11 protein-coding genes are annotated in these 24,273 nt (G+C 65.7%); 5 read left to right on the plus strand and 6 right to left on the minus strand.

Annotated features, from left to right (window positions below):
- The first annotated feature begins 84 nt into the window (after positions 1–84).
- Positions 85–15,021, plus strand: coding sequence for a retention module-containing protein (locus AC0KWY_RS12145; protein ID WP_474025755.1), 14,937 nt, complete (start codon positions 85–87; stop codon positions 15,019–15,021).
- Between the two features lie 53 nt (positions 15,022–15,074).
- Here AC0KWY_RS12145 and AC0KWY_RS12150 read toward each other — a convergent pair whose 3' ends face one another.
- Genes AC0KWY_RS12150 through AC0KWY_RS12175 form a run of 6 tightly spaced genes read right to left on the minus strand, consistent with a single transcriptional unit; the run spans position 15,075 to position 20,978 of the window.
- Positions 15,075–15,833, minus strand: a complete 759-nt coding sequence (locus tag AC0KWY_RS12150) for a TatD family hydrolase (RefSeq protein ID WP_474025756.1) — start codon at positions 15,831–15,833, stop codon at positions 15,075–15,077.
- Positions 15,830–17,086, minus strand: a complete 1,257-nt coding sequence (locus AC0KWY_RS12155) for a D-amino acid dehydrogenase (RefSeq protein ID WP_474025757.1) — start codon at positions 17,084–17,086, stop codon at positions 15,830–15,832. The genes AC0KWY_RS12150 and AC0KWY_RS12155 overlap by 4 nt, the downstream gene beginning before the upstream one ends.
- Positions 17,083–19,236, minus strand: coding sequence for a RelA/SpoT family protein (locus tag AC0KWY_RS12160; RefSeq protein WP_474025758.1), 2,154 nt, complete (start codon positions 19,234–19,236; stop codon positions 17,083–17,085). The genes AC0KWY_RS12155 and AC0KWY_RS12160 overlap by 4 nt, the downstream gene beginning before the upstream one ends.
- 22 nt (positions 19,237–19,258) lie before the next feature.
- Positions 19,259–19,465, minus strand: a complete 207-nt coding sequence (gene rpoZ, locus AC0KWY_RS12165; protein ID WP_416690607.1) for a DNA-directed RNA polymerase subunit omega — start codon at positions 19,463–19,465, stop codon at positions 19,259–19,261.
- 23 nt (positions 19,466–19,488) lie between these two features.
- Positions 19,489–20,097, minus strand: coding sequence for a guanylate kinase (gene gmk / locus AC0KWY_RS12170; RefSeq protein WP_474025759.1), 609 nt, complete (start codon positions 20,095–20,097; stop codon positions 19,489–19,491).
- Between the two features lie 14 nt (positions 20,098–20,111).
- Complete coding sequence (locus tag AC0KWY_RS12175; RefSeq protein WP_474025760.1) at positions 20,112–20,978, minus strand: YicC/YloC family endoribonuclease; 867 nt, start codon at positions 20,976–20,978, stop codon at positions 20,112–20,114.
- Between the two features lie 77 nt (positions 20,979–21,055).
- Between AC0KWY_RS12175 and AC0KWY_RS12180 the strand changes: the two genes are divergently transcribed.
- The 4 genes from AC0KWY_RS12180 to rdgB are packed head-to-tail and all read left to right on the plus strand — an operon-like array spanning position 21,056 to position 24,237.
- Positions 21,056–22,003: a serine/threonine protein kinase gene (locus AC0KWY_RS12180; protein WP_474025761.1), complete on the plus strand. Its 948-nt coding sequence runs from the start codon at positions 21,056–21,058 to the stop codon at positions 22,001–22,003.
- The gene (locus AC0KWY_RS12185; RefSeq protein ID WP_474025762.1) at positions 22,000–22,917 is read left to right on the plus strand and encodes a PP2C family protein-serine/threonine phosphatase; all 918 of its coding nucleotides are present in this window, start codon (positions 22,000–22,002) and stop codon (positions 22,915–22,917) included. The genes AC0KWY_RS12180 and AC0KWY_RS12185 overlap by 4 nt, the downstream gene beginning before the upstream one ends.
- Positions 22,918–22,927: 10 nt before the next feature.
- The gene (rph, locus tag AC0KWY_RS12190) at positions 22,928–23,644 is read left to right on the plus strand and encodes a ribonuclease PH (RefSeq protein WP_474025763.1); all 717 of its coding nucleotides are present in this window, start codon (positions 22,928–22,930) and stop codon (positions 23,642–23,644) included.
- Positions 23,641–24,237: an RdgB/HAM1 family non-canonical purine NTP pyrophosphatase gene (gene rdgB, locus AC0KWY_RS12195; protein WP_474025764.1), complete on the plus strand. Its 597-nt coding sequence runs from the start codon at positions 23,641–23,643 to the stop codon at positions 24,235–24,237. The genes rph and rdgB overlap by 4 nt, the downstream gene beginning before the upstream one ends.
- Positions 24,238–24,273 lie beyond the last annotated feature (36 nt).

Here is a 24,273-nt window from a genome sequence, read left to right on the forward strand (position 1 = left end):
AATGGCGTAGCACCATCGTACGATATCGACATAGTTGACATCGGAATATGATCCCGGCGTACTCATATTCAATGGAGCAATGCCATGTCTGCCGTCATCGCCAGGATTTCCGCCGTTTCCGGTGAAGTTGTCGCCCGTGCCGCCAATGGTGGCGTCCGCCGCCTGAAGAGCGGCGATGCCATTTTCGAAGGCGAAACGATCATCGCCGGCCATGACGGACAGGCCATGCTCAAACTGGCCGACGGCCGCAACGTCTCGGTCGGCCCCGGCGAGTCGGTCAGCGTCGACGCCGAAGTCGCCGCCGTTCATTCCCAGCCCGATGCCGGCAACAGCGCCGTGTTCACCAAGCCGGCCGCGCTCGGCAAGCTGGCCAAACTGGTCAAGTCGGGCGGCAATCTGGACGACGTGATTGATGAGGAAGGCGGAACCGCCGCCGGCAATGCCGGCGATTCCAGCGAGGGCCACTCCTTCGTCGAATTCCAGCGCATCAGCGAAGCCGTCGGCGACGGCAACAGCTACCGCATCGACGCCAACGCGCTCAACTCGCCCGATCTCGAACGCGAACAGCCCGGCATCTTCGACACCACGCCGCCGCCGGTCACCGCCGAACTCGACGCCGGCTCCGACACCGGCATCATTGGCGACGCCATCACCAACGACAACACGCCGACCATCACCGGCACCAGCGAACCCAACGCCACGCTGACCGTCACCTTCCCGGAGACCGGCGAAGTCCTGACCACCGTCGCTGCCGCCGACGGCACCTGGAGCGTGACGCCGACCCAGCCGCTGACCGACGGTCCGCACAAGATCGTCGTCGTTGCCAGCGACGAGGCCGGCAACGAAACGACGACCAACGTCGACCTCACCGTGGACGCGACGCCGATCCCGGCCCCGACCGTCGACATCGTCGAAGACGCCAACAACGACGGCTTCATCAATCGCGCCGAAGCCAGCGGTGAAGCCGACATCCGCGTTTCCTTCGACACCACCAAGGTGGCGGTCGGCGATACCGTCCGCGTCAGCGACGGCATCACCGCCAAGGAAATCGTCGTCAGCGCCGCCGACCTGAGCAACGGTTACGTCAGCACCAGCTTCCCGCTGCCGGCCGACGGCACCCTGCTCAATATCAGCGCCCAGATTTTCGACATCGCCGGCAACCAGTCTCCGGCCGCTACCGACTTGGCCAAGGTCGACCTCAGCGCCCTGCTCGACGTCCAGATCAAGGTCACCGAAGACAGCAACCAGGACGGCACCATCACCGCCGCCGAACTCAACGGCAGCGTCGGCGTCGACATCGTCCTGCCCGTGGACGCGGTGGCCGGCGACCTGGTCACCATCACCGCCACCGGCAACGCCACCCAGACCATCACCCTGAACCAGGCGCAGATCGACGCTCACAAGGTGACCGTCGAACTGACGCCGCCCTCGGTCAAGGGCAGCACGCTGGAAGTGACCGCTCAGGTCACCGATGCCGCCGGCAACAAGTCGGCGATCGCCAGCAAGTCCGTGCTGATCGACGCCGAAGCCCCCAAGCTCAGCGCCCAGCTCGACCCGGCGTCCGACAGCGGCACCAAGGGCGACAACATCACCAGCGACAACACCCCGACCATCAGCGGCGTTACCGACCCGGGCGCCACGGTCACCGTCACCGTGCCGATCACCGGCGAAACACTGACCACCACCGCCGACGACAAGGGCAACTGGCAGGTCACGCTGCTCCAGCCGCTGCCTGACGGCACGATCCCGGTCCAGATCACGGCGACCGACGCGGCGGGCAACCCGACCAGCACGACCCTGCCGCTGGTCATCGACACCACGCAATTCAACGGCCTCGCGGTCTCCCTCCTCGAAGACGAGAACGACGACAAGTTCATCAACCTGAACGAGCTCAAGGACAACGACATCGACGTCCGCGTCGCTCTGCCCAGCGGTGCCGCCGCCGGCGACACGCTGACCGTCACCGCCTCCGGCAACGCCGCCCAGACCGTCACCCTGACCGCCGCCCAGATCGCCGCCGGCCACGTTGACCTCGCCTTCACGCCGACCGCCAACAACACCGACTTCGTCGTCACCGCCGCCATCGCCGATGCCGCCGGCAACGCCGCCGGCCCGGTCAGCGACAACGCCCGCATCCAGCTCTCGGCGCCCGACGCGCCGGTCGTCACCATTACCGAAGACGCCAACGGCGATCGCTGGATCAACGCCGCCGAACTGCAGGGCAGCATCGACGTCAGCGTCGGCCTGCCGAGCACCGCCGCCGCCGGCGACACCCTGATCACCACGGTCAATGGCGTGGCCCAGCCGGAAATCCTCCTCACTGCTGCCGACATCGCCAACCACAGCGTCAGCCTGCCCGGCATCGCCAACCCTGGCGAAGGCGCCACCCTCACCGTCACCGCCCAGATCCGCGACGTCGCCAACAACCTCGGCAGCATCGGCAGCAACGACGCCCGCATCGACACCACCCCGCCCGCCGTCACCGCCCAGCTCGACCCCGCTTCCGACAGCGGCACCAAGGGCGACAACATCACCAACGACAACACCCCGACCATCAGCGGCACCGGCGAACCCGGCGCCAGCATCGTCGTTACCCTCCCCGGCACCGGCGAAATCCTCAAAACCACCGTCACCCCGGGCGGCACCTGGTCGGTCACCCCGCTCCAGCCGCTCGCCGACGGCGCCAATCCGGTCAAGGTCACCGCCACCGACGTCGCCGGCAATTCGACCAGCACCACCGTCGACCTGACCATCGACACCGGCATCCCCAACAACCTGCAGCCGCCCACCGTCCTCATCGTCGAGGACGTCAACGGCGACGGCTACATCAACCGCAGCGAAGCCACCGGCAACGCCGACGTCCGCATCGGCTTCGCCAAGGACCTGGTCAATGTCGGCGATGTCGTCAAGGCATCCGACGGCACCACCACCCGCGACGTCACCATCACCGCCGCCGACAAGGCCAACGGCTTCGTCAGCACCGACTTCCCGCTGCCCGCCGACGGCGCCACCCTCAAGGTCAGCGCCTTCATCGTCGATGCCGCCGGCAATGCCAGCAACACCGGCAGCGCCAGCGCCATCGTCGACCTCACCGAATTCAAGAACCTCACCATCGCCATCCGCGAGGACGAGAACAACGACGGCTTCATCAACCAGGCCGAACTGAAAGACAACGACATCGACGTCCGCGTCACCATCCCGCAGGGCGCCGCCGTCGGCGACACGCTGACCATCACCGCCGTCGGCAACGTCGACCAGGTATTCACCCTGACCGCCGCCCAGATCGCCGCCGGTACCATCGACGTCAAGTTCAACCCGACGTTCAGCAACACCGACTTCAAGGTCACCGCCAGCATCGTCGATGCCGCCGGCAACAGCGCCGGCCCGGTCGACGACAGCGCCCGCATCATCAACACGCCGCCGAGCGAGCCGATCGTCACCATCCTCGAGGATGCCAACAACGACACCTGGATCAACGCCGCCGAACTGCAGGGCAGCATCGACGTCAGCATTGCCCTGCCGGCCACCGCCGTCGCCGGCGACAAGCTGCTGACCACGGTCAATGGCGTCGCCCAGGCGCCGATCGTCATCACCCAGGCCGACATTCTCAAGGGTTCGATCGCCCTGCCCGGCATCGCCAACCCGGGTGAAGGCGTCAAGCTCACCGTCGACGCCCAGATCCAGGACGCCGCCGGCAACATCGGCAAAACCGGGAGCGACAGCGCCACCATCGACACCCGCATCCCCAACGACGGCGATGCGCCGACCGTCACGCTCACCCAGGACAACAACCCCGACGACGGCCTGATCAATACCGCCGAACTCGGTGGCAAGGACAAGCTCGGCGTCAGGATCGAATTCGACGGCAGCAAGGTCGAGGTCGGCGACACCGTTCATGTCACTGACGGCAGCACCACCCAGAAGATCACCATCAGCAGCACCGACAAGGCCAACGGCTACGTCGCCGCCGAATTCCCGGCACCGGCTTCCGGCAACAGCATCAAGGTCGATGCCTGGATCGCTGACCCCGCCGGCAACAAGACCGACACCGGCAGCGACAGCGCCAAGATCGACACCGGCACGCCGAACGACGGCTTGCCGCCGGTCGTCACCATCACCGAAGACACCAACAACGACGGCTTCATCAACCGCGCCGAAGCCAGTGGCAACGCCGACGTCAAGGTCGCCTTCGCCAAGGACAAGGTCGAGGTCGGCGATACCGTCCGCGTCACCGACGGCACCACCAGCAAAGATATCGTCATCACCGCCGCCGACAAGGCCAACGGCTACGTCACCACCGACTTCGCCATGCCTGCCGACGGCACCACGCTGAACGTCTCCGCCTTCCTCTTCGACCCCGCCGGCAACCAGTCCGGCACCGGCACCGACTACGCCAAGGTCGACCTCAGCACCCTGCAGGGCCTCACCCTGACCATCACCGAGGACAGCAACGACGACCGCTTCATCAACGCCTCCGAACTCAAGGGTACCGTCGGTGTTGAAATCGTCCTGCCCAAGGACGCCATCGCCGGCGACCTCATCACCATCAACGCCACCGGTAACGCCACCCAGACCATCACCCTGATCCAGCCGCAGATCGACGCCGGCAAGCTCACCGTCGAGCTCAACGCCCCGCCCAACGGCACCAAGCTCGAGGTTTCCGCCCAGGTCGCCGACGCCGCCGGCAACAAGTCCAACATCGCCAGCGACGACGCCACCATCGCCCTGGTCTCGCCCGACGCGCCCATCGTCAGCATCACCGAGGATGCCAACAACGACGGCTACCTCAACGCCGCCGAACTGCAGGGCAACATCGACGTCAGCATCGAACTGCCGGCCGGCACCAAGGCCGGTCAATCGCTCCTCGTCTCGATCAACGGTGTCGCCCAGGCGCCGATCGTCCTCAGCGCCGCCGACATCGCCAGCGGCAGCCTCAACCTCGACTTCGCCAGCCCCGGCAACGGCCAGCCCATCGAGGTCACTGCCCAGGTCAAGGACTTCGCCGGCAACCTCAGCCCGACCGGCTCCGATTCCGCCCGGGTCGACACCACTGCCTTCTCCGGTCTGGCCATCGCCATCACCGAAGATGCCAATAACGACGGTTACATCAACCTCGCCGAACTCAAGGACAAGGACATCGACGTCCGCGTCACTATCCCGCAGGGCGCCGCCGTCGGCGACACGCTGACCGTCACTGCCGTCGGCAACGTCGACCAGGTGTTCACCCTGACCGCCGCCCAGATCGCCAGCGGCTTCATCGACGTCAAGTTCAACCCAACCCCCGATAACACCGACTTCAAGGTCACCGCCAGCATCGCCGATGCCGCCGGCAATAGCGCCGGCCCGGTTGACGATAGCGCCCGGATGCTCACCAATTCGGAAGGGCGTGCAATCCCCACCATCATCGAAGACATCAACAACGACGGCTGGATCAATGCCGCCGAATTGCAGGGCAACATTGACGTCAGCATCACCCTGCCGGCTACCGTGGTCGCCGGCGACACCCTGCTGACCACCATCAATGGCGTCGCCCAGCCCCCCGTCGTCATCACCCTGGCCGACGTCCTCAAGGGCTCGATCGCCCTGCCCGGCATCGCCAACCCCGGCGATGGCGCCACCCTCAAGGTCGAGACCCAGATCAAGGACGTCGCGGGCAACATCGGCAAGATCGACACCGACAGCGCAACCATCGACACCAGCATCCCCAACGGCGGCAATCCGCCCACCGTCACCATCACCGAGGATGCCAACAACGACGGTTTCATCAACGCCGCCGAACTCAAGGGCAACGTCGACGTCAAGGTTGAATTCGACGGCGCCAAGGTCGCTATCGGCGACACCATCCGCGTCTCCGATGGCACGACTACCCGGGACTTCACCGTCTCCGCCACCGACAAGGCCAACGGCTACATCACCACCGACTTCCCGGCCCCCGCTTCCGGCCAGACCATCACCGTCACCTCGACCATCTTCGATCCCGCCGGCAACACCACCCTGCCCGGCAGCGATAGCGCCAAGATCGACACCAGCACGCCGAACGACGGCTTCGCGCCGGTCGTCACCATCACCGAAGACGCCAACAACGACGGCTTCATCAACCGCGCCGAGGCCAATGGCAACGCCGACGTCAAGGTCGCCTTCAACAAGGACAAGGTCGAGGTCGGCGATACCGTCCGCGTCACCGACGGCACCACGACCAAAGACATCGTCATCAGCGCCGCCGACAAGGCCAACGGTTACGTCACCACCGACTTCGCCATGCCCGCCGACGGCAGCTCGCTGAACGTCTCCGCCTTCCTCTTCGATCCGGCCGGCAACCAGTCCGCCACCGGCGCCGATTACGCCAAGGTCGACCTCAGCACCCTGCAGGGCCTTACCCTGACCATCACCGAGGACAGCAACAACGACGGCTTCATCAATGCCACCGAGCTGAAGGGCACCGTCGGTGTTGAAATCGTCCTGCCCAAGGACGCCATCGCCGGCGATCTCATCACCATCAACGCCACCGGCAACGCCACCCAGACCATCACCCTGATCCAGCCCCAGATCGACGCCGGCAAGCTCACCGTCGAGCTCAACGCGCCGCCCAACGGCACCAAGCTCGAAGTCTCCGCTCAGGTCGCCGACGCCGCCGGCAACAAGTCCAACGTCGCCGGCGACGACGCCACCGTCAACACCACGCCACCGACCATCACGGCCCAACTCGACCCGGCGTCCGACAGCGGCACCAAGGGCGACAACATCACCAGCGACAACACCCCGACCATCGTCGGCGTCAGCAACCCCGGCGCGAAAATCACCGTCACCATTCCCAGTACCGGCGAACAACTGAACACCGTCGCCGATGGCAATGGCAATTGGCAGGTGACGCCGACCCAGCCGCTGCCCGACGGTCAGACCTCCGTCCAGGCAACGGCCGTCGACGCCATCGGCAACAGCAACACGGCGACCCTGCCGCTGGTCATCGATACCACGCAATTCAACGGCCTCGCGGTCTCCCTCCTCGAAGACGAGAACGACGACAAGTTCATCAACCTCGCCGAACTCAAGGATAACGACATCGACGTCCGCGTCACGCTGCCCAACGGCGCCGCCGCCGGCGACACGCTGACCGTCACCGCCTCCGGCAACGCCGCCCAGACCGTCACCCTGAGCGCCGCCCAGATCGCCGCCGGCTACGTCGACCTCGCTTTCACGCCGACCGCCAACAACACCGACTTCGTCGTCACCGCTGCCATCGCCGATGCCGCCGGCAACACCGCCGGCCCGGTCAGCGACAGCGCCCGTCTCCAGCTCTCGGCACCCAACGCCCCGCTCGTCACGATCAGCGAAGACAGCAATGGCGACGGCTGGATCAACGGTGCCGAACTGCAGGGCAACATCGACGTCAGTATCGGCCTGCCGCCTACCGCCGCCGCCGGCGACACCCTGATCACCACGGTCAATGGCGTGGCCCAGTCGGAAATCCTCCTCACCGCCGCCGACATCGCCAAGGGCAGCGTCAGCCTGCCCGGCATCGCCAACCCCGGCGAAGGCGCCACCCTCACCGTCACCGCCCAGGTCCGCGACGTCGCCAACAACCTCGGCAGCATCGGCAGCAACGACGCCCGCATCGACACCACCCCGCCCGCCGTCACCGCCCAGCTCGACCCCGCTTCCGACAGCGGCACCAAGGGCGACAACATCACCAACGACAACACCCCGACCATCTCAGGCACCGGCGAACCCGGCGCCAGCATCGTCGTCACCCTCCCCGGCACCGGCGAAATCCTCAAAACCACCGTCACCCCGGGCGGCACCTGGTCGGTCACCCCGCTCCAGCCGCTCGCCGACGGCGCCAATCCGGTCAAGGTCACCGCCACCGACGTCGCCGGCAATTCGACCAGCACCACCGTCGACCTGACCATCGACACCGGCATCCCCAACAACCTGCAGCCGCCTTCCGTCCTCATCGTTGAAGACGCCAACGGCGACGGCTACATCAACCGCAGTGAAGCCACCGGCAACGCCGACGTCCGCATCAGCTTCGCCAAGGACCTGGTCAATGTCGGCGATGTCGTCAAGGCATCCGACGGCACCACCACCCGCGACGTCACCATCACCGCCGCCGACAAGGCCAACGGCTACGTCAGCACCGACTTCCCGCTGCCCGCCGACGGCGCCACCCTCAAGGTCAGCGCCTTCATCGTCGATGCCGCCGGCAATGCCAGCAACACCGGCAGTGCCAGCGCCATCGTCGACCTCACTGAATTCAAGAACCTCACCATCGCCATCCGCGAGGACGAGAACAACGACGGCTTCATCAACCAGGCCGAACTGAAAGACAACGACATCGACGTCCGCGTCACCATCCCGCAGGGCGCCGCCGTCGGTGACACGCTGACCATCACCGCCGTCGGCAACGTCGACCAGGTATTCACCCTGACCGCCGCCCAGATCGCCGCCGGCACCATCGACGTCAAGTTCAATCCGACCGCCGACAACACCGACTTCAAGGTCACCGCCAGCATCGTCGATGCCGCCGGCAACAGCGCCGGCCCGGTCGACGACAGCGCCCTGATCGTCATCTCGCCGCCCAGCGCACCGATCGTCAATATCCTCGAGGATGCCAACAACGACACCTGGATCAACGCCGCCGAACTGCAGGGCAGCATCGACGTCAGCGTCACCCTGCCGGCCACCGCCGTCGCCGGCGACACGCTGCTGACCACGGTCAATGGCGCTGCCCAGGCGCCGATCGTCATCACCCAGGCCGACATCCTCAAGGGTTCGATCGCCCTGCCCGGCATCGCCAATCCGGGCGATGGCGCCAAACTCACCGTCGACGCCCAGATCAGGGACTCCGCCGGCAATCTCGGCAAGACCGGTTCCGACAGCGCGACCATCGACACCAGCATCCCCAACGGCGGCAATCCGCCCACCGTCACCATCACCGAGGATGCCAACAACGATGCCCTGATCAACGCCGCCGAACTCAAGGGCAACGTCGACGTCAAGGTTGAATTCGACGGCGCCAAGGTCGCTGTCGGCGACACCATCCGCGTCTCCGATGGCACGACTACCCGGGACTTCACCGTCTCCGCCACCGACAAGGCCAACGGCTACATCACCACCGACTTCCCGGCCCCCGCTTCCGGCCAGACCATCACCGTCACCTCGACCATCTTCGATCCCGCCGGCAACACCACCCTGCCCGGCAGCGATAGCGCCAAGATCGACACCAGCACGCCGAACGACGGCTTCGCGCCGGTCGTCACCATCACCGAAGACGCCAACAACGACGGCTTCATCAACCGCGCCGAGGCCAATGGCAACGCCGACGTCAAGGTCGCCTTCAACAAGGACAAGGTCGAGGTCGGCGATACCGTCCGCGTCACCGACGGCACCACGACCAAAGACATCGTCATCAGCGCCGCCGACAAGGCCAACGGTTACGTCACCACCGACTTCGCCATGCCCGCCGACGGCAGCTCGCTGAACGTCTCCGCCTTCCTCTTCGATCCGGCCGGCAACCAGTCCGCCACCGGCGCCGATTACGCCAAGGTCGACCTCAGCACCCTGCAGGGCCTTACCCTGACCATCACCGAGGACAGCAACAACGACGGCTTCATCAACGCCACCGAGTTGAAGGGCACCGTCGGCGTCGACATCGTCCTGCCCAAGGACGCCATCGCCGGCGACCTCATCACCATCAACGCCACCGGTAACGCCACCCAGACCATCACCCTGATCCAGCCGCAGATCGACGCCGGCAAGCTCACCGTCGAGCTCAACGCGCCGCCCAACGGCACCAAGCTCGAGGTCTCCGCTCAGGTCGCCGACGCCGCCGGCAACAAGTCCAACGTCGCCGGCGACGACGCCACCATCGCCCTCGTCTCGCCCGGCGCCCCCATCGTCAGCATCACCGAGGACGCCAACAACGACGGCTACCTCAACGCCGCCGAACTGCAAGGCAACATCGACGTCAGCATCGAGTTGCCGGCCGGCACCAAGGCCGGTGAGTCGCTGCTCGTCTCGATCAACGGCGTCGCCCAGGCGCCGATCGTCCTCAGCGCCGCCGACATCGCCAGCGGTAGCCTCAACCTCGCCTTCCCCAGCCCCGGCAACGGCCAGCCCTTCGAAGTCACCGCTCAGGTCAAGGATAGCGCCGGCAACCTGAGCCCGACCGGCATCGACTCCGCGACGGTCAACACCACCGTCTTCTCCGGCCTCGCCATCGCCATCGCCGAAGATGCCAACAACGACGGCTTCATCAACAAGGCCGAGCTGAAAGACAACGACATCGACGTCCGCGTCACCATCCCGCAGGGCGCTGCCGTCGGCGACACGCTGACCGTCACCGCCGCCGGCAACGTCGATAAGGTGTTCACCCTGACCGCGGCCCAGCTCGCCACCGGCTTCATCGACGTCAAGTTCAACCCGACTGCCAGCAATACCGACTTCAAGGTCACCGCCAGCATCGTCGATGCCGCCGGCAACGCCGCCGGCCCGGTCGACGACAGCGCACGCATCATCGACACCCTGCCCAGCGAGCCGATCGTCACCATCATCGAGGACGCCAACAACGACACCTGGATCAACGCCGCCGAACTGCAGGGCAGCATCGACGTCAGCGTCACCCTGCCGGCCACCGCCGTCGCCGGCGACACGCTGCTGACCACGGTCAACGGCGTCGCCCAGGCACCGATCGTCATCACCCAGGCCGACATCCTCAAGGGTTCGATTGCCCTGCCCGGCATCGTCAGCCCCGGCGATGGCGCCAAGCTCACCGTAGACGCCCAGATCAAGGACGCCGCCCAAAATCTCGGCAAGATCGGTTCCGATACCGCGACCATCGACACCAGCATCCCCAACGGCGGCAATCCGCCCACCGTCACCATCACCGAGGATGCCAACAACGACACCCTGATCAACGCCGCCGAACTCAAGGGCAACGTCGACGTCAAGGTTGAATTCGACGGGTCGAAGGTCGATGTCGGCGATACCGTTCATGTCTCCGACGGCAGCACCGTCAAGAACTTCATCATCACCGCCGGCGACAAGGCCAACGGCTACATCGTCACCGACTTCCCGGCTCCGGCTTCCGGCCAGACCATCACCGTCACGTCCTACCTCTCCGACCCGGCCGGCAACCAGTCCAAACCAGGTTCCGACGCTGCAACCATCGATACCGACCTGCCCAATGACGGCAAGGCGCCGGAAGTGACGATCACCGAAGACGCCAACAACGACGGCTTCATCAACCGCGCCGAGGCCAATGGCAACGCCGACGTCAAGGTCGCCTTCAACAAGGACAAGGTCGAGGTCGGCGATACCGTCCGCGTCACCGACGGCACCACGACCAAAGACATCGTCATCAGCGCCGCCGACAAGGCCAACGGTTACGTCACCACCGACTTCGCCATGCCCGCCGACGGCAGCTCGCTGAACGTCTCCGCCTTCCTCTTCGACCCGGCCGGCAACCAGTCCGCCACCGGCACCGATTACGCCAAGGTCGACCTCAGCACCCTGCAGGGCCTTACCCTGACCATCACCGAGGACAGCAACAACGACGGCTTCATCAACGCCACCGAGTTGAAGGGCACCGTCGGCGTCGACATCGTCCTGCCCAAGGACGCCATCGCCGGCGACCTCATCACCATCAACGCCACCGGTAACGCCACCCAGACCATCACCCTGATCCAGCCGCAGATCGACGCCGGCAAGCTCACCGTCGAGCTCAACGCGCCGCCCAACGGCACCAAGCTCGAGGTCTCCGCCCAGGTCGCCGACGCCGCCGGCAACAAGTCCAACGTCGCCAGCGACGATGCCACCATCGTCACCGATCCGATCGGCGCACCCATCGTCAGCATCACCGAAGATGCCAATAACGACGGCTACATCAACGCCGCCGAACTGCAGGGCAACATCGACGTCAGCATCAAGCTGCCCAGCGGTACCCAGGCCGGTGACTCCCTGCTCGTCTCGATCAACGGCGTCGCCCAGGCGCCGATCGTCCTCACCGCCGCCGACATCGCCAGTGGCAGCGTCAGCCTGGACTTCCCCAGCCCCGGCAACGACCAGCCCTTCGAAGTCACCGCCCAGGTCAAGGATTTCGCCGGCAACTTCAGTCCCACCGGCTCCGATTCCGCCCAGGTCGATCCCACCGTCTTCTCCGGTCTGGCCATCGCCATCACCGAGGACGCCAACGACGACGGCTATATCAACAAGGCCGAGCTGAAAGACAACGACATCGACGTCCGCGTCACGCTGCCCAGCGGCGCCGCCGTCGGCGACACGCTGACCGTCACTGCCGCCGGCAACGTCGACAAGGTGTTCACCCTGACCGCCGCCCAGATCGCCGCCGGTTTCATCGACGTCAAGTTCAACCCGACCGCCGACAACACCGACTTCAAGGTCACCGCCAGCATCGTCGATGCCGCCGGCAACAGCGCCGGCCCGGTCGACGACAGTGCCGTCATCGTCACCTCGCCGCCCAGCGAGCCGATCGTCACCATCCTCGAGGACGCCAACAACGACACCTGGATCAACGCCACCGAACTGCAGGGCAACATCGACGTCAGCGTCACCCTGCCGGCCACCGCCGTCGCCGGCGACACCCTGCTGACCACGGTCAATGGCGTGGCCCAGGCGGCGATCGTCATCACCCAGGCCGATATCCTCAAGGGCTCGATCGCCCTGCCCGGCATCGCCAATCCGGGCGACGGCACAAAACTGGTTGTCGAGGCCCAGATCAAGGACGCCGCCCAAAATCTCGGCAAGATCGGTTCCGACAGCGCGACCATCGACACCAGCATCCCCAACGGCGGCAATCCGCCCACCGTCACCATCACCGAGGATGCCAACAACGACGGCCTGATCAGCGCCCCCGAACTCACCGGCAACGCCGACGTCAAGATCGAATTCGACGGCACCAAGGTCGAGGTCGGCGACACCCTGCGCGTCTCCGACGGCGTCAGCACCAAGGATTTCGTCATCACTGCCGGCGACAAGGCCAACGGCTACATCACCACCGACTTCCCGGCGCGTCCCGCCGGCGAAACCATCACCGTCGACGCCTACATGTTCGACCCGGCGGGTAACGTCGGCAAGACCGGCAGCGACCAGGCGCGCTTCGCCCTGATCCAGCTTGGCGATCTGCTCGCCACCGTTTCCGAGGAAGGCCTGAGTGGCGGCATCATCGACACCAGCGGCAATCCGGGCGATGTCTCCGACAGCGCGATTGCCACCGGCAACATCGGCGTCACCGGCGCCGGCGGTGCCTCCCTGCTGGTCAGCATCGCGCCACCGAGCGAAACCCTGACCGCCGACGGCGTCCAGATCGTCTGGTCGGGCAGCGGCAGCAGCGCTTCGCCGCTGATCGGCACGGCCGGCCAGGGCGGCCCCGAGGTGGTCCGGATCACGGTCGACAGCAACGGCAACTACGAAATCAAGCTGTCGCAAGCCATCGACCATCCGGCCGGGCAGGACGAGAACGTCGAATCCCTGCACTTCGACATCACCGCCAATGATGGATTGAGCACCACCCAGGCGACCCTGACGCTCGACATTGAGGACGACGCGCCGAAGGCGGTCCCGGAAGCCGAAGCCGACGCCATGCGGCACCAGGACACCAACATCCTGCTCATCCTCGACAACTCCGGCAGCATGGCCGGCAGCCGGATCGAGATCCTGCGCAACTCGGTGCGCGAACTGATCCAGAGTTACGACATGCTTGGCGATGTCGCCGTCCGCATCGTCGTCTATAGCTCTTCGGCCAAGGCTTACACCGAAGGCTGGGTCAGCGCCGCCGACGCCATCGCCTATGTCAACGGGCTGGGCCTCGGCTCCGCCACCAACTACGACGCGGCGCTGCTCAAGGCGATGGAGGCCTTCCAATCCGCCGGCAAGATCCCCGACGCTACCAACGTCGCCTACTTCCTCTCCGACGGCGAACCCAACCAATCCTCCGACTGGGACGGCTCCGGCCCCCTGCCGGCACGGCAAGGGATCCAACTGGAAGAAGAAGCGCTCTGGAAATCCTTCCTTGAAACCAACAAGATCAACGCCTTCGCCTTCGGCATGGGTGCCGGTACCACGCAGAGCAGCATGGACCCGGTTGCCTACAACGGCGTCACCAAGACCAATGCCGACGCCGTCATCGTCGCCAACGAAAGCGAACTCGGCCCGATCCTGCGTGACACCGTCAATGCCAACTTCAAGGGCAATTTCCTCGACGGCACCCTGCACCAGGGCTCCGGGGTCGGCGCCGATGGCGGCCACCTGACGTCGTTCAGCATCGACGGCACCACCTATCTGCTCGACGGCACCAGCAGCGGCACGGCAATCGGTGCTACCGACAAGTTCGACGGCCAGAAATGGACGGTATTCACCGATGCCGGCGGCAAGCTGGTGGTCGACATGCTCAGCGGCGAATATATCTACACGCCGCCGATCAAGGCCAACCCCACCACCGAACAGATCGGCTTCGCCATCATCGACAACGATGGCGACCAGGCTTCCTCGACCCTGGCGCTGACCGTCGAACCGCCACCGGCCAAGATCTTCGGCAGCAGCGGCGACGACACCCTGACCGGTGGCATCCGTGGCGACTACATCGACGGCAACGAAGGCAACGATCTGATCATCGGCGGCCTTGGCAACGACACCTTGATTGGCGATCTCGGCGCCGACACCTTCCAGTGGTCGTTCGGCGACCAGGGGACGACGAAGACGCCGGCCAGCGATGTGATCAAGGACTTCACCGTTGGTAGCGGCGGCGACGTACTCGACCTGCACGATCTGCTGCAGGGTGAGAACAGCGGCAACCTGACCAATTACCTGCACTTCTCGGCCAGCGGCAGCGATACCCTGATCCAGATCAGCAGCCACGGCGCCTACACCGGCAGCAACCACGCCACGGCAACCGACCAGACGATCCTCCTCCAGGGTGTCGCCCTCGACAGCCTGGCCGGCAGCGGCGCCAGCGATGCGCAGATCATCAGCGAATTGCTGAAGGCCAACCTCAAGGTCGATCTCTGATCGTCCGCCGGACAGCCGTCCTCAACGCCTGACCGCGCCCGGCGCGGCAGGCCTCAAAAAACGCCCAGCACCGTCTGGGCGTTTTTGTCTGCCTCGGCGATCAGCGCCGCCACCGGCATCCGGCGCAGGCCGGCAATTTCTTCGGCGATGCGCGACAGCTCGGCCGGCGCGTTGCGACCGCGATTGAGCCAGGCCGGCGGAATATCCGGCGCATCGGTCTCGAGAACGATGGCCCCGGCCGGCAAGGCGGCGGCCAGGGCGCGGATGCGGGACGAGCCGCGGTAGGTTGCGGCGCCGCCAAACCCGAGCTTGAAGCCGAGCTTGAGAAATTCCGCCGCCTGCTGCGGGCTGCCGTTGAAGGCATGGGCGATGCCGCCGCGCACGCGAATCCGCCGCAATTCCCGCAGCACGGCATCGACCGCGCGCCTGACATGGAGGATCACCGGCAGGTCGAGCGCCCGCGCCAGCTTGAGCTGGCTGACGAAAAAGCGCGTCTGACGCTCGATGTCGCTACCGGCAACGAAGAAATCGAGACCGATCTCGCCGATCGCCAGTGGCCGCTCGGCGGCCACCCAGACGCCCAGGCGCTCGAGGTCGGCGTCGTCGGCGGCATCGACATAGAGCGGATGAATACCGTAGGCGGCAACGCACAGCGGACTGTCGGCGACGATCTGTTGCTGTCTGGCGAAGGCGCCGAACGCGACGCCCGGAACGACGATCCGGCTCACCCCGGCGGCCTGCGCCGCCGCCAGTACCGCCCCCCGATCGGCGTCGAACTCCGCCGCATCGAGATGGCAGTGGGTGTCGATCATCCGCGCCGGAAAGGAAATTCGGGCGCCGGGCGCCGAGCGTCGATCAGGTCGCTCAAGGCGGCGGCCGAACCGCAGGCCATCGTCCAGCCGAGCGTGCCGTGACCGGTGTTCAACCACAGGTTGGGCAGCCGCGAGCGCCCGACATAAGGGACGTTCGACGGCGTCGCCGGGCGCAGACCGCACCAGAATTGCGGGTCGCCGGCCAGACGCAGGTCGGGGAACAACTGCCGGGTACGCCGCATCAGCGACTGGCAGCGCAACTCGTCGAGCGCCAGATCGTAACCGGCGAACTCGGCGGTGCCGGCAACGCGCAGACGGTTGCCGAGACGGGAAAAGACCAGCTTGTGCTCGTCGTCGGTCAGGCTGACGGTGGGCGCCTCGGCCCCCTCGGCGAGCGGCAGCGTCACTGAATACCCCTTGGCCGGACAGATGGCCAGGCGGATTCCGAGCGGCCGCAAAATCAACGGTGAATAGCTGCCGAGGGCAACGACATAGGCGTCGGCGGTAAGCAGCGACGACTCGCCCTGTGCGTCGTGCACGACGACGCCGGCAACGCGACCGCCGGCGCTGGCGATCCGCTCGATGCTCAGTCCGTGACGGAAGACGACGCCGGCGGCGGCCGCCCGGGCAGCCAGCGCCTGGGTGAAGCGATGGGCATCGCCGGACTCGTCAGAGGGCGTGTAGTCGCCACCGACCAGCAGCTTTTCGGCCCCCGCCAGCGCCGGTTCGAGCGCCACGCAGGCCCGGACGTCGAGCATCTCGCGGTCGAGGCCGAAGCGGGCCATCAGGCGGGCCGCGCCCATCGCCGCCGCCAGTTCGTCCTGATCGGTATAGATATGCAGGATGCCGCGCTGCAACTGGTCATACTCGAGCGCCAGTTCCTCGCGCAGACGCTGCAACTGGCTGCGACTGTAGAGCGCCAGCGCCAGGATCGCCGCGACATTGGCCCGCGTCCGGCCGGGCAGGCACTGGCGCAGGAAACGCAAGCCCCACAGCCATTGCGCCGGATCGGCGCGCCAATGCCAGCGCAAGGGCGCGTCAGGGCGCCCCAGCCATTTCAGCAGGCGTGGCAGGACATGCGGATTGGCCCAGGGTTCGGCGTGCGATACCGAGATCTGCCCACCGTTGGCAAAGCTGGTTTCGAGGCCGGCCGCCGGCTGCCGGTCGACGACCGTGACCTGGTGACCAGCGGCATGCAGATACCAGGCGCTGGCGGTGCCCACGACGCCCGCCCCGAGGACCAGTATCCTCAAGCTTCGCCCCCCTTCTCCCGGGCAATGCGGCTGACTTCGGGCAAATGCCGGATACCGCGCATCACCGCCGCGAGATGCTTGCGGTTGGCGACCTGGATGGTGAAATGCAGGGTCGTGAACAGGCGCTCGGGATCGGCTTCCATCGACACATGTTCGATGTTCGAGGAGGCTTCCGAAATGGCGGCGGCAACCTGTGCCAGCACACCGCGCTTGTTCTTCACCTCGACCCGGATACGCAGGTCGAACAGCTTGCCCTCCTCGGGCTCCCATTCGACGTCGATCCACTTCTGCGGCTCGCTCGAACGCGATTTGCGGATCGCCGGGCAATCGTGGGTGTGGATGATCATGCCACTGCCCTTGCGGATCGAGCCGATGATCGGATCGCCGGGAATCGGCTGGCAGCACGGTGCCAGCTGGATGGCCATGCCTTCGTTGCCGTGAATGGCCAGGGTCAGCCCGCCCGGCACCGAAGCCGCCATGTCCTCGCGCGCCAGCAGACGGCGGGCGACAACCGAGGGCAGGCGCTTGCCGAGCCCGATGTCGGCGTAAACCTCGTCGATCGACTGCTGGCCGCCGGCCTTGATCAGCGCCTCCCAGGCGACGGTCGGGATCGAGATCGGCACCACGCCGAGCGACAGCAGTTCCTGACGCAGCAGGCGCTCGCCGAGGCGAGCCGATTCGACGTTCTGCGTCGTGCGCAGGAAATGGCGGATCTTGCTGCGGGCGCGACCGGTCTTGACGTAGTTGAGCCACACCGGGTTCGGCGTGGCGTCGGGCGAGGTGATGATTTCGACGAGGTCGCCGTTCTTCAGCGCCGAGCGCAGCGGCGCCAGTTCATGGTTGATGCGCGCCGCCGAGCAGTGGTTGCCGACGTCGGTATGCACCGCGTAGGCGAAATCGACCGCCGTCGCACCGTAGGGCAGGGCCATGATCTTGCCCTTGGGCGTGAACACGTAGACCTCATCCGGGAACAGGTCGACCTTGACGTCCTCGAAGAACTCGGCGGAATTGCCGGTCTGCGATTCGAGCAAGGACTGCAGCCATTTGTGCGTCTTGATCTGCAACTCGGCACTGCTTTCGCTGCCGTCCTTGTACAGCCAGTGCGAGGCGACGCCGTCCTGGGCGACGTGATGCATCTCTCGGGTGCGAATCTGGATTTCCACCGGCGTGCCGTAAGGCCCGATCAGCGTCGTGTGCAGCGACTGGTAGCCGTTCGCCTTGGGAATCGCGATGTAGTCCTTGAACTTGCCCGGCACCGGCTTGTACAGGCTGTGCAGGGCGCCCAGCGCCAGGTAGCAGCTCGCCACCTTGTCGACGACGACGCGGAAACCGTAGATGTCGAGCACCTGCGAGAAGGAAAGCCGCTTCTCCTTCATCTTGCAGAAGATCGAATAGAGACTTTTCTCGCGGCCGAACACCTCCGCTTCCAGTCCGGCATGCGCCAGCTTGTCGCAGACGCTTTCCTGGATCCGGGTCAGCAGTTCGCGGCGGTTGCCCTTGGCCGCCTTCAGCGCCTTCGCCAGGACGTCGGCACGATGCGGGTGGATCAGGCGGAAGGCAGTGTCCTGCAACTCGCGGTAGAGCTTGCTCAAACCCAGGCGCAGCGCGATCGGCGCATAGATTTCCAGGGTCTCGCGGGCGATGCGGACGCGCTTGTCGGCGCGCATCGCCGACATCGTCCGGATATTGTGCTGGCGATCGGCCAGCTTGATCAGCACGACGCGCAAGTCGCGCGCCATCGCCATCAACATCTTGCGGAAGTTTTCCGCCTGCGCCTCCTTGTAGGAAGCGAACTCCATCTTGTCCAGCTTGGACAGGCCGTCGACCATTTCGGCGACTTCCTTGCCGAACTTTTCGGCCAGTTCCTGCTTGGTCGCCCCGGTGTCCTCCATCGTGTCGTGCAGGAGGGCGGCACAGATCGCGTCGGCGTCCATGCACCATTCGACGACAGCGCCGGCCACCGCCAGCGGATGGGTGATGTAGGGTTCGCCCGACATGCGCTTCTGGTGCGCATGCGCCTGCTCGGCGTAGGCATAGGCCGCCTCGATGCGTGTTACATCAGACGGCGGCAGGTAGTCGAGACGGTCTATGAACTGGCGATAGACCTCATCTCCGACAACAGGGGGGCGGTGGTGGGGCGCAGGCTCCATCAGGGTTCACCGCCCCGCGCGTTCAGGCCTGACCGCGATTGAGCACTTCCAGGCCGACCTTGCCGATGGCCATCTCGCGCAGGGCGATGACGGTCGGCTTGTCCTTCTCGGCGTCAACCAGCGGCGTTGCGCCGTTGGCAATCTGACGGGCCCGGTGGGCGGCCGCCAGGGTCATCTGGAAGCGGTTGGGAATCCTTTTCAGGCAATCATCGACGGTAACGCGAGCCATGTCTAACCTCAGTTCAAATCCGTTTATATCAGCCGGGCGAACAGCGCGGGATGATGCAATCGCTGACGACCGGGCTTCAGGCGGGGAACGCGCACGATGGCGCGCAAATCGTCCAGCGCCTGCTCCAATTGATCGTTAATAATAACATAGTCGAATTCCCCGACATGGCGCATTTCCGCCTCTGCCGCGGCAAGACGGCGCTCGATGACATCCGGCGCATCGGTGCCGCGCCCGGTCAACCGACGGGTCAGTTCGTCCAGCGACGGCGGCAGGATGAACACCCCGATCGCCTCCGGGAACAGCCGGCGCACCTGCTGCGCGCCCTGCCAGTCGATCTCGAGCAGGACATCGCGACCGCCGGCAAGCTGGTCGGCGATCCACTGCTTCGAGGTGCCATAGAAGTTGCCGTGGACTTCCGCCCACTCCAGGAATTCGTCGCGGGCGATCATCGCCCGGAAGGCGTCGACGGCGACGAAATGGTATTCGCGCCCGTCCGCCTCGCCCGGTCGCGGACTGCGCGTGGTGTGGGAGATCGACAGGCGAATCGCCGGCTCGCGTTCGAGCAGCATCCTGACCAACGTCGTCTTGCCAGCGCCCGAGGGCGCGGCAACGATATAGAGATCGCCCGCCATCATCAGCCTCCCGCTTATTCCAGGTTCTGGATCTGCTCGCGCATCTGCTCGATCAGCAGCTTCAGTTCCATCGCCGCCTGCGAAACCTCGGTGATCGCCGACTTCGAGGCCAGCGTGTTGGCTTCCCGGTTGAGTTCCTGCATCAGGAAATCGAGTCGCTTGCCGCTGGCGCCGCCGGCCTTGAGCACCCGCTCGACCTCGTCGAGGTGGGCGGTCAGGCGCGATAGTTCCTCGGCGACATCGATGCGCGTCGCGAACACCGCGACTTCCTGCAGGATGCGGTCGTCGCTGGCGTTGCCCAGCGCTTCCTGCAGGCGTTGCCGCAGCTTGTCGGTGAACACGGCCTGCGCCTCGGGTATGCGCGGCGCGACAGCGGCGACGATGGCGCGCATGGCATTGACCCGGTCGACGATCATCGCCGCCAGCTTTTCGCCTTCGCGGGCGCGGGTCGCCGTGAAATCGTCGAGCGCTTCGCGGGCCAGCGCCAGGACGACCGGGCCGAGCGCCGCAAAATCGATTTCCTGGTCGCCGAACATGCCCGGCCAGCGCAACACCTCATTGACCGACAGCGGCGCCGCTTCCGGCATCGCCGCGCGCACCTGGTCGGCCAGGCCGCGCAGGGCAGCGAGCAATTCGTCGTTGAGCGTCAGTTGCTCGCCGCGCGCCACTGCCGCATTGAACGACAGGCGGCATTCGACCTTGCCCCGCGACAGACGGCTGGCGAGCAGCTCGCGCAGCGGCAATTCCATGCTGCGCAAATCTTCCGCAACCCGGAAATGAAAATCCAGATAGCGGGAATTGACGCTTTTTAGTTCCAATTGCAGCGTTCCCCGCTCAAGATCGCGGGTTTTCACTGCATATCCGGTCATGCTGCAAATCATCGGGGCTCGCTCTCCAGCTTTACAGGTCGGACAACACGCCCGACAATGCCTGCGATTGCATGATAACCGCGAGATCGATGGCGCAACAAGCCAACCACCCGCTACCTGGCGGCCACCAGCTGGAGGAATACACCATAGAGCGCCAGTTGTCGCTGGGCGGGTTTTCCATCGTCTATCTGGCCCGCGACCCCGACAACAACCAGGTCGCGATCAAGGAATACCTGCCCAACAGCCTGGCCCTGCGCGCCAAGGGCGACATCTGCCCGATCATCACCGAAGAGCATCTCGGCGCCTTCCGTTACGGGATGAAGTGCTTCTTCGAGGAAGGCCGGGCGCTGGCCAGGTTGTCGCATCCGAACGTGATCCGCGTATTGAACTTCTTCCGCGCCAACGAAACCGTTTACATGGTCATGGAATATGAACATGGCCGGACCCTGCAGGAATTCATCCATAAACACCAGGGGCATATTTCCGAACGGTTCATCCGCGGCGTCTTCACCCGCATGCTCAACGGCCTGCGCGAAGTCCATTCGCACAAGCTCCTGCACCTCGACCTCAAGCCCTCGAACATCTACCTGCGCGGCGACAACACACCGGTCCTGATCGACTTCGGCGCCGCCCGCCAGACGCTGGTCAGCGACCAGCCGATGCTCAAGCCGATGTACACCCCGGGCTTCGCCTCGCCGGAACATTACGGCAACCGCCAGGATCTCGGCCCGTGGAGCGACATCTACAGCGTCGGCGCCTCGATGTACGCCTGCCTCGACGGCGCCGCGCCGCAGGCCGCCGACGAGCGCCTGCGCAAGGACACGCTGACACCGGCCATGGTGCGCTGGGAAGGTCAGTATTCCGACCGCCTGCTCGAAATCATCGACTGGTGCCTCAGCCTCAACCACCTCTACCGTCCGCAAAGCGTCTTCGCGCTGCAGAAGGCGCTGGTCGCCGACACGCACCCGCCGCATGCCCGCCTGGAAGGTGGCTGGATTGGCCGCTTCGTCAACAAATTCAGGAATTCGCCGCGATGAGATTCACCATCTACCAGGAATGCCGCCAGGGCGGACGCGCCAACAACGAAGACCGCAGCACTTATTGCTATTCGCGCGACGCGCTGCTGATGGTGATCGCCGACGGCATGGGCGGTCATCACCATGGCGAGATCGCCGCCCAACTGGCGATCCAGACCATGGCCGCGGCGTTCCAGAACGAAGCCAAGCCGTTGCTCGACGACCCCTTCGACTTCCTGCACCGCGGCATGACCCATGCCCACCACGCGATCCGCGATTACGCCGCGCACCACGACCTCGACGACTCGCCGCGCACCACCTGCGTCGCCTGCGTGATCCAGGACAACGTCGCCTACTGGGCGCACGCCGGGGATTCCCGCCTCTACCTGATGCGCAACGGCCGCGTCATCGCCCAGACGCGCGACCACTCGCGCATCCGCCTGCTGCTCGACGAAGGCCTGATCACCGAGGCCCAGGCCGCCCGCCATCCCGACCGCAACAAGATCTACAGCTGCCTGGGCGGGCCGAGCACGCCGGACATCGACTTCTCGCGCAAGACGCCGCTCGAACAGGGCGACGTCGTGCTGCTGTGCACCGACGGCCTGTGGGGAGTCACCTCCGGCGAGATGATGGCGGTCGCACTGAAAGGCGCCAACCTGCTGCAGGCCCTGCCGATGCTGCTCAACCAGGCGGAAACCAAGGCCGGCAGCCATGGCGACAACCTGTCGGCGGTTGCCGTCTGCTGGGAAGACAACTACGTCGAAGCGCTGAGCAGCGCGATCTCGACGCAGACCATGCCGGTCGGCGAAGTCACCACCAAGCTCGACGAGTTCGGCCGCAACCCGACCTACAAGAGCGAACTCTCCGACGACGAGATCGAAGCGGCGATCGAGGAAATCCGCGCCGCCATCGACAAGTTCAACCCCAAGAAATAAAGGAATCCCCATGCGTCCCAGCCAGCGCCAGCCGGACCAGCTCCGTGCCGTCCGCATCACCCGCAACTTCACCCGCCACGCCGAAGGTTCGGTGCTGATCGAAATGGGCGACACCCGCGTGCTGTGCACCGCTTCCGTCGAAGAAAGCCTGCCGCCCTTCCTGCGCGGCAAGGGCCAGGGCTGGGTCACCGCCGAATACGGCATGCTGCCGCGCTCGACGCACACCCGTTCGGCGCGCGAGGCGGCCAAGGGCAAGCAGACCGGTCGCACCCAGGAAATCCAGCGCCTGATCGGCCGCAGCCTGCGCGCCGTGACCGACCTCAAGGCCCTCGGCGAACGCCAGATCACGCTCGACTGCGACGTCCTGCAAGCCGACGGCGGCACCCGCTGCGCCTCGATCACCGGCGCCTGGATCGCCCTCTACGAAGCCTGCGAGAAGCTGGTACAGGCCGGCAAGCTGCCGGCCAACCCGGTCAAGGATCACGTCGCCGCCGTCTCGGTCGGCATCTTCGAGGGCAGCGCGGTACTCGACCTCGACTACCCGGAAGACTCCAACTGCGACACCGACATGAACGTCATCATGACCGGCCAGGGCGGCATCGTCGAAGTCCAGGGCACGGCCGAAGGCGAACCGTTCAGCCGCGAACAGATGAACGTGCTGATGGACCTCGCCCAGATGGGCATCCGCCAGCTGGTCGCCGAGCAGCAAAAGGCGCTCGCCGCATGAAGAAGCTGGTCCTCGCCTCGAACAACGCCAAGAAGATGAAGGAGCTGAACGCGCTGCTCGCGCCGCTCGGTTTCGAAGTCATCCCGCAAGGCCAGCTTGGCATCCCGGAAGCCGAGGAACCGCACTGCACCTTCGTCGAAAACGCCCTCGCCAAGGCCCGCCACGCCGCGCAGCACAGTGGCCTGCCGGCGCTCGCCGACGATTCCGGCCTGTGCGTCAAGGCCCTCGGCGGCGCCCCCGGTGTGATCTCTGCCCGCTATGCCGGCGAACCGAAATCCGACGCCCGCAACAACGAAAAGCTGCTTTCCGACCTCGCCGCCTTCCCGCAGATGACCGAACGCAAGGCGCACTTCGTCTGCGTCCTCGTCCTCGTGCGCAGCGCCGACGACCCGCAGCCGATCATCGCCGAAGGCGAATGGCCCGGCGAAATCCTCGCCGCCCCGCAAGGCGCCGACGGCTTCGGCTACGACCCGCTGTTCTACGTCCCCACCTACGCGTGCACCGCCGCCGAACTCGACCCGGCGGTCAAAAACAAGCTCTCGCACCGCGGCCAGGCGATGCAGAAACTGATCGAGCGGCTGCCGGAACTCTGACGACTCACCTCGCCCGCCGTTTCCGGTATGCTGGTC

It is taken from the genome of Azonexus sp. MM2026_4, from assembly GCF_055901855.1.

What these genes read in the sequence shown, in the direction of transcription:
- AC0KWY_RS12175 (WP_474025760.1), bottom strand. Translation starts at nt 20,978, where the DNA reads ATGATTTGCAGCATGACCGGATATGCAGTGAAAACCCGCGATCTTGAG.
- AC0KWY_RS12185 (WP_474025762.1), top strand. Translation starts at nt 22,000, where the DNA reads ATGAGATTCACCATCTACCAGGAATGCCGCCAGGGCGGACGCGCCAAC.
- AC0KWY_RS12180 (WP_474025761.1), top strand. Translation starts at nt 21,056, where the DNA reads ATGGCGCAACAAGCCAACCACCCGCTACCTGGCGGCCACCAGCTGGAG.
- gmk (WP_474025759.1), bottom strand. Translation starts at nt 20,097, where the DNA reads ATGGCGGGCGATCTCTATATCGTTGCCGCGCCCTCGGGCGCTGGCAAG.
- AC0KWY_RS12145 (WP_474025755.1), top strand. Translation starts at nt 85, where the DNA reads ATGTCTGCCGTCATCGCCAGGATTTCCGCCGTTTCCGGTGAAGTTGTC.
- rph (WP_474025763.1), top strand. Translation starts at nt 22,928, where the DNA reads ATGCGTCCCAGCCAGCGCCAGCCGGACCAGCTCCGTGCCGTCCGCATC.
- AC0KWY_RS12160 (WP_474025758.1), bottom strand. Translation starts at nt 19,236, where the DNA reads ATGGAGCCTGCGCCCCACCACCGCCCCCCTGTTGTCGGAGATGAGGTC.
- rpoZ (WP_416690607.1), bottom strand. Translation starts at nt 19,465, where the DNA reads ATGGCTCGCGTTACCGTCGATGATTGCCTGAAAAGGATTCCCAACCGC.
- rdgB (WP_474025764.1), top strand. Translation starts at nt 23,641, where the DNA reads ATGAAGAAGCTGGTCCTCGCCTCGAACAACGCCAAGAAGATGAAGGAG.
- AC0KWY_RS12150 (WP_474025756.1), bottom strand. Translation starts at nt 15,833, where the DNA reads ATGATCGACACCCACTGCCATCTCGATGCGGCGGAGTTCGACGCCGAT.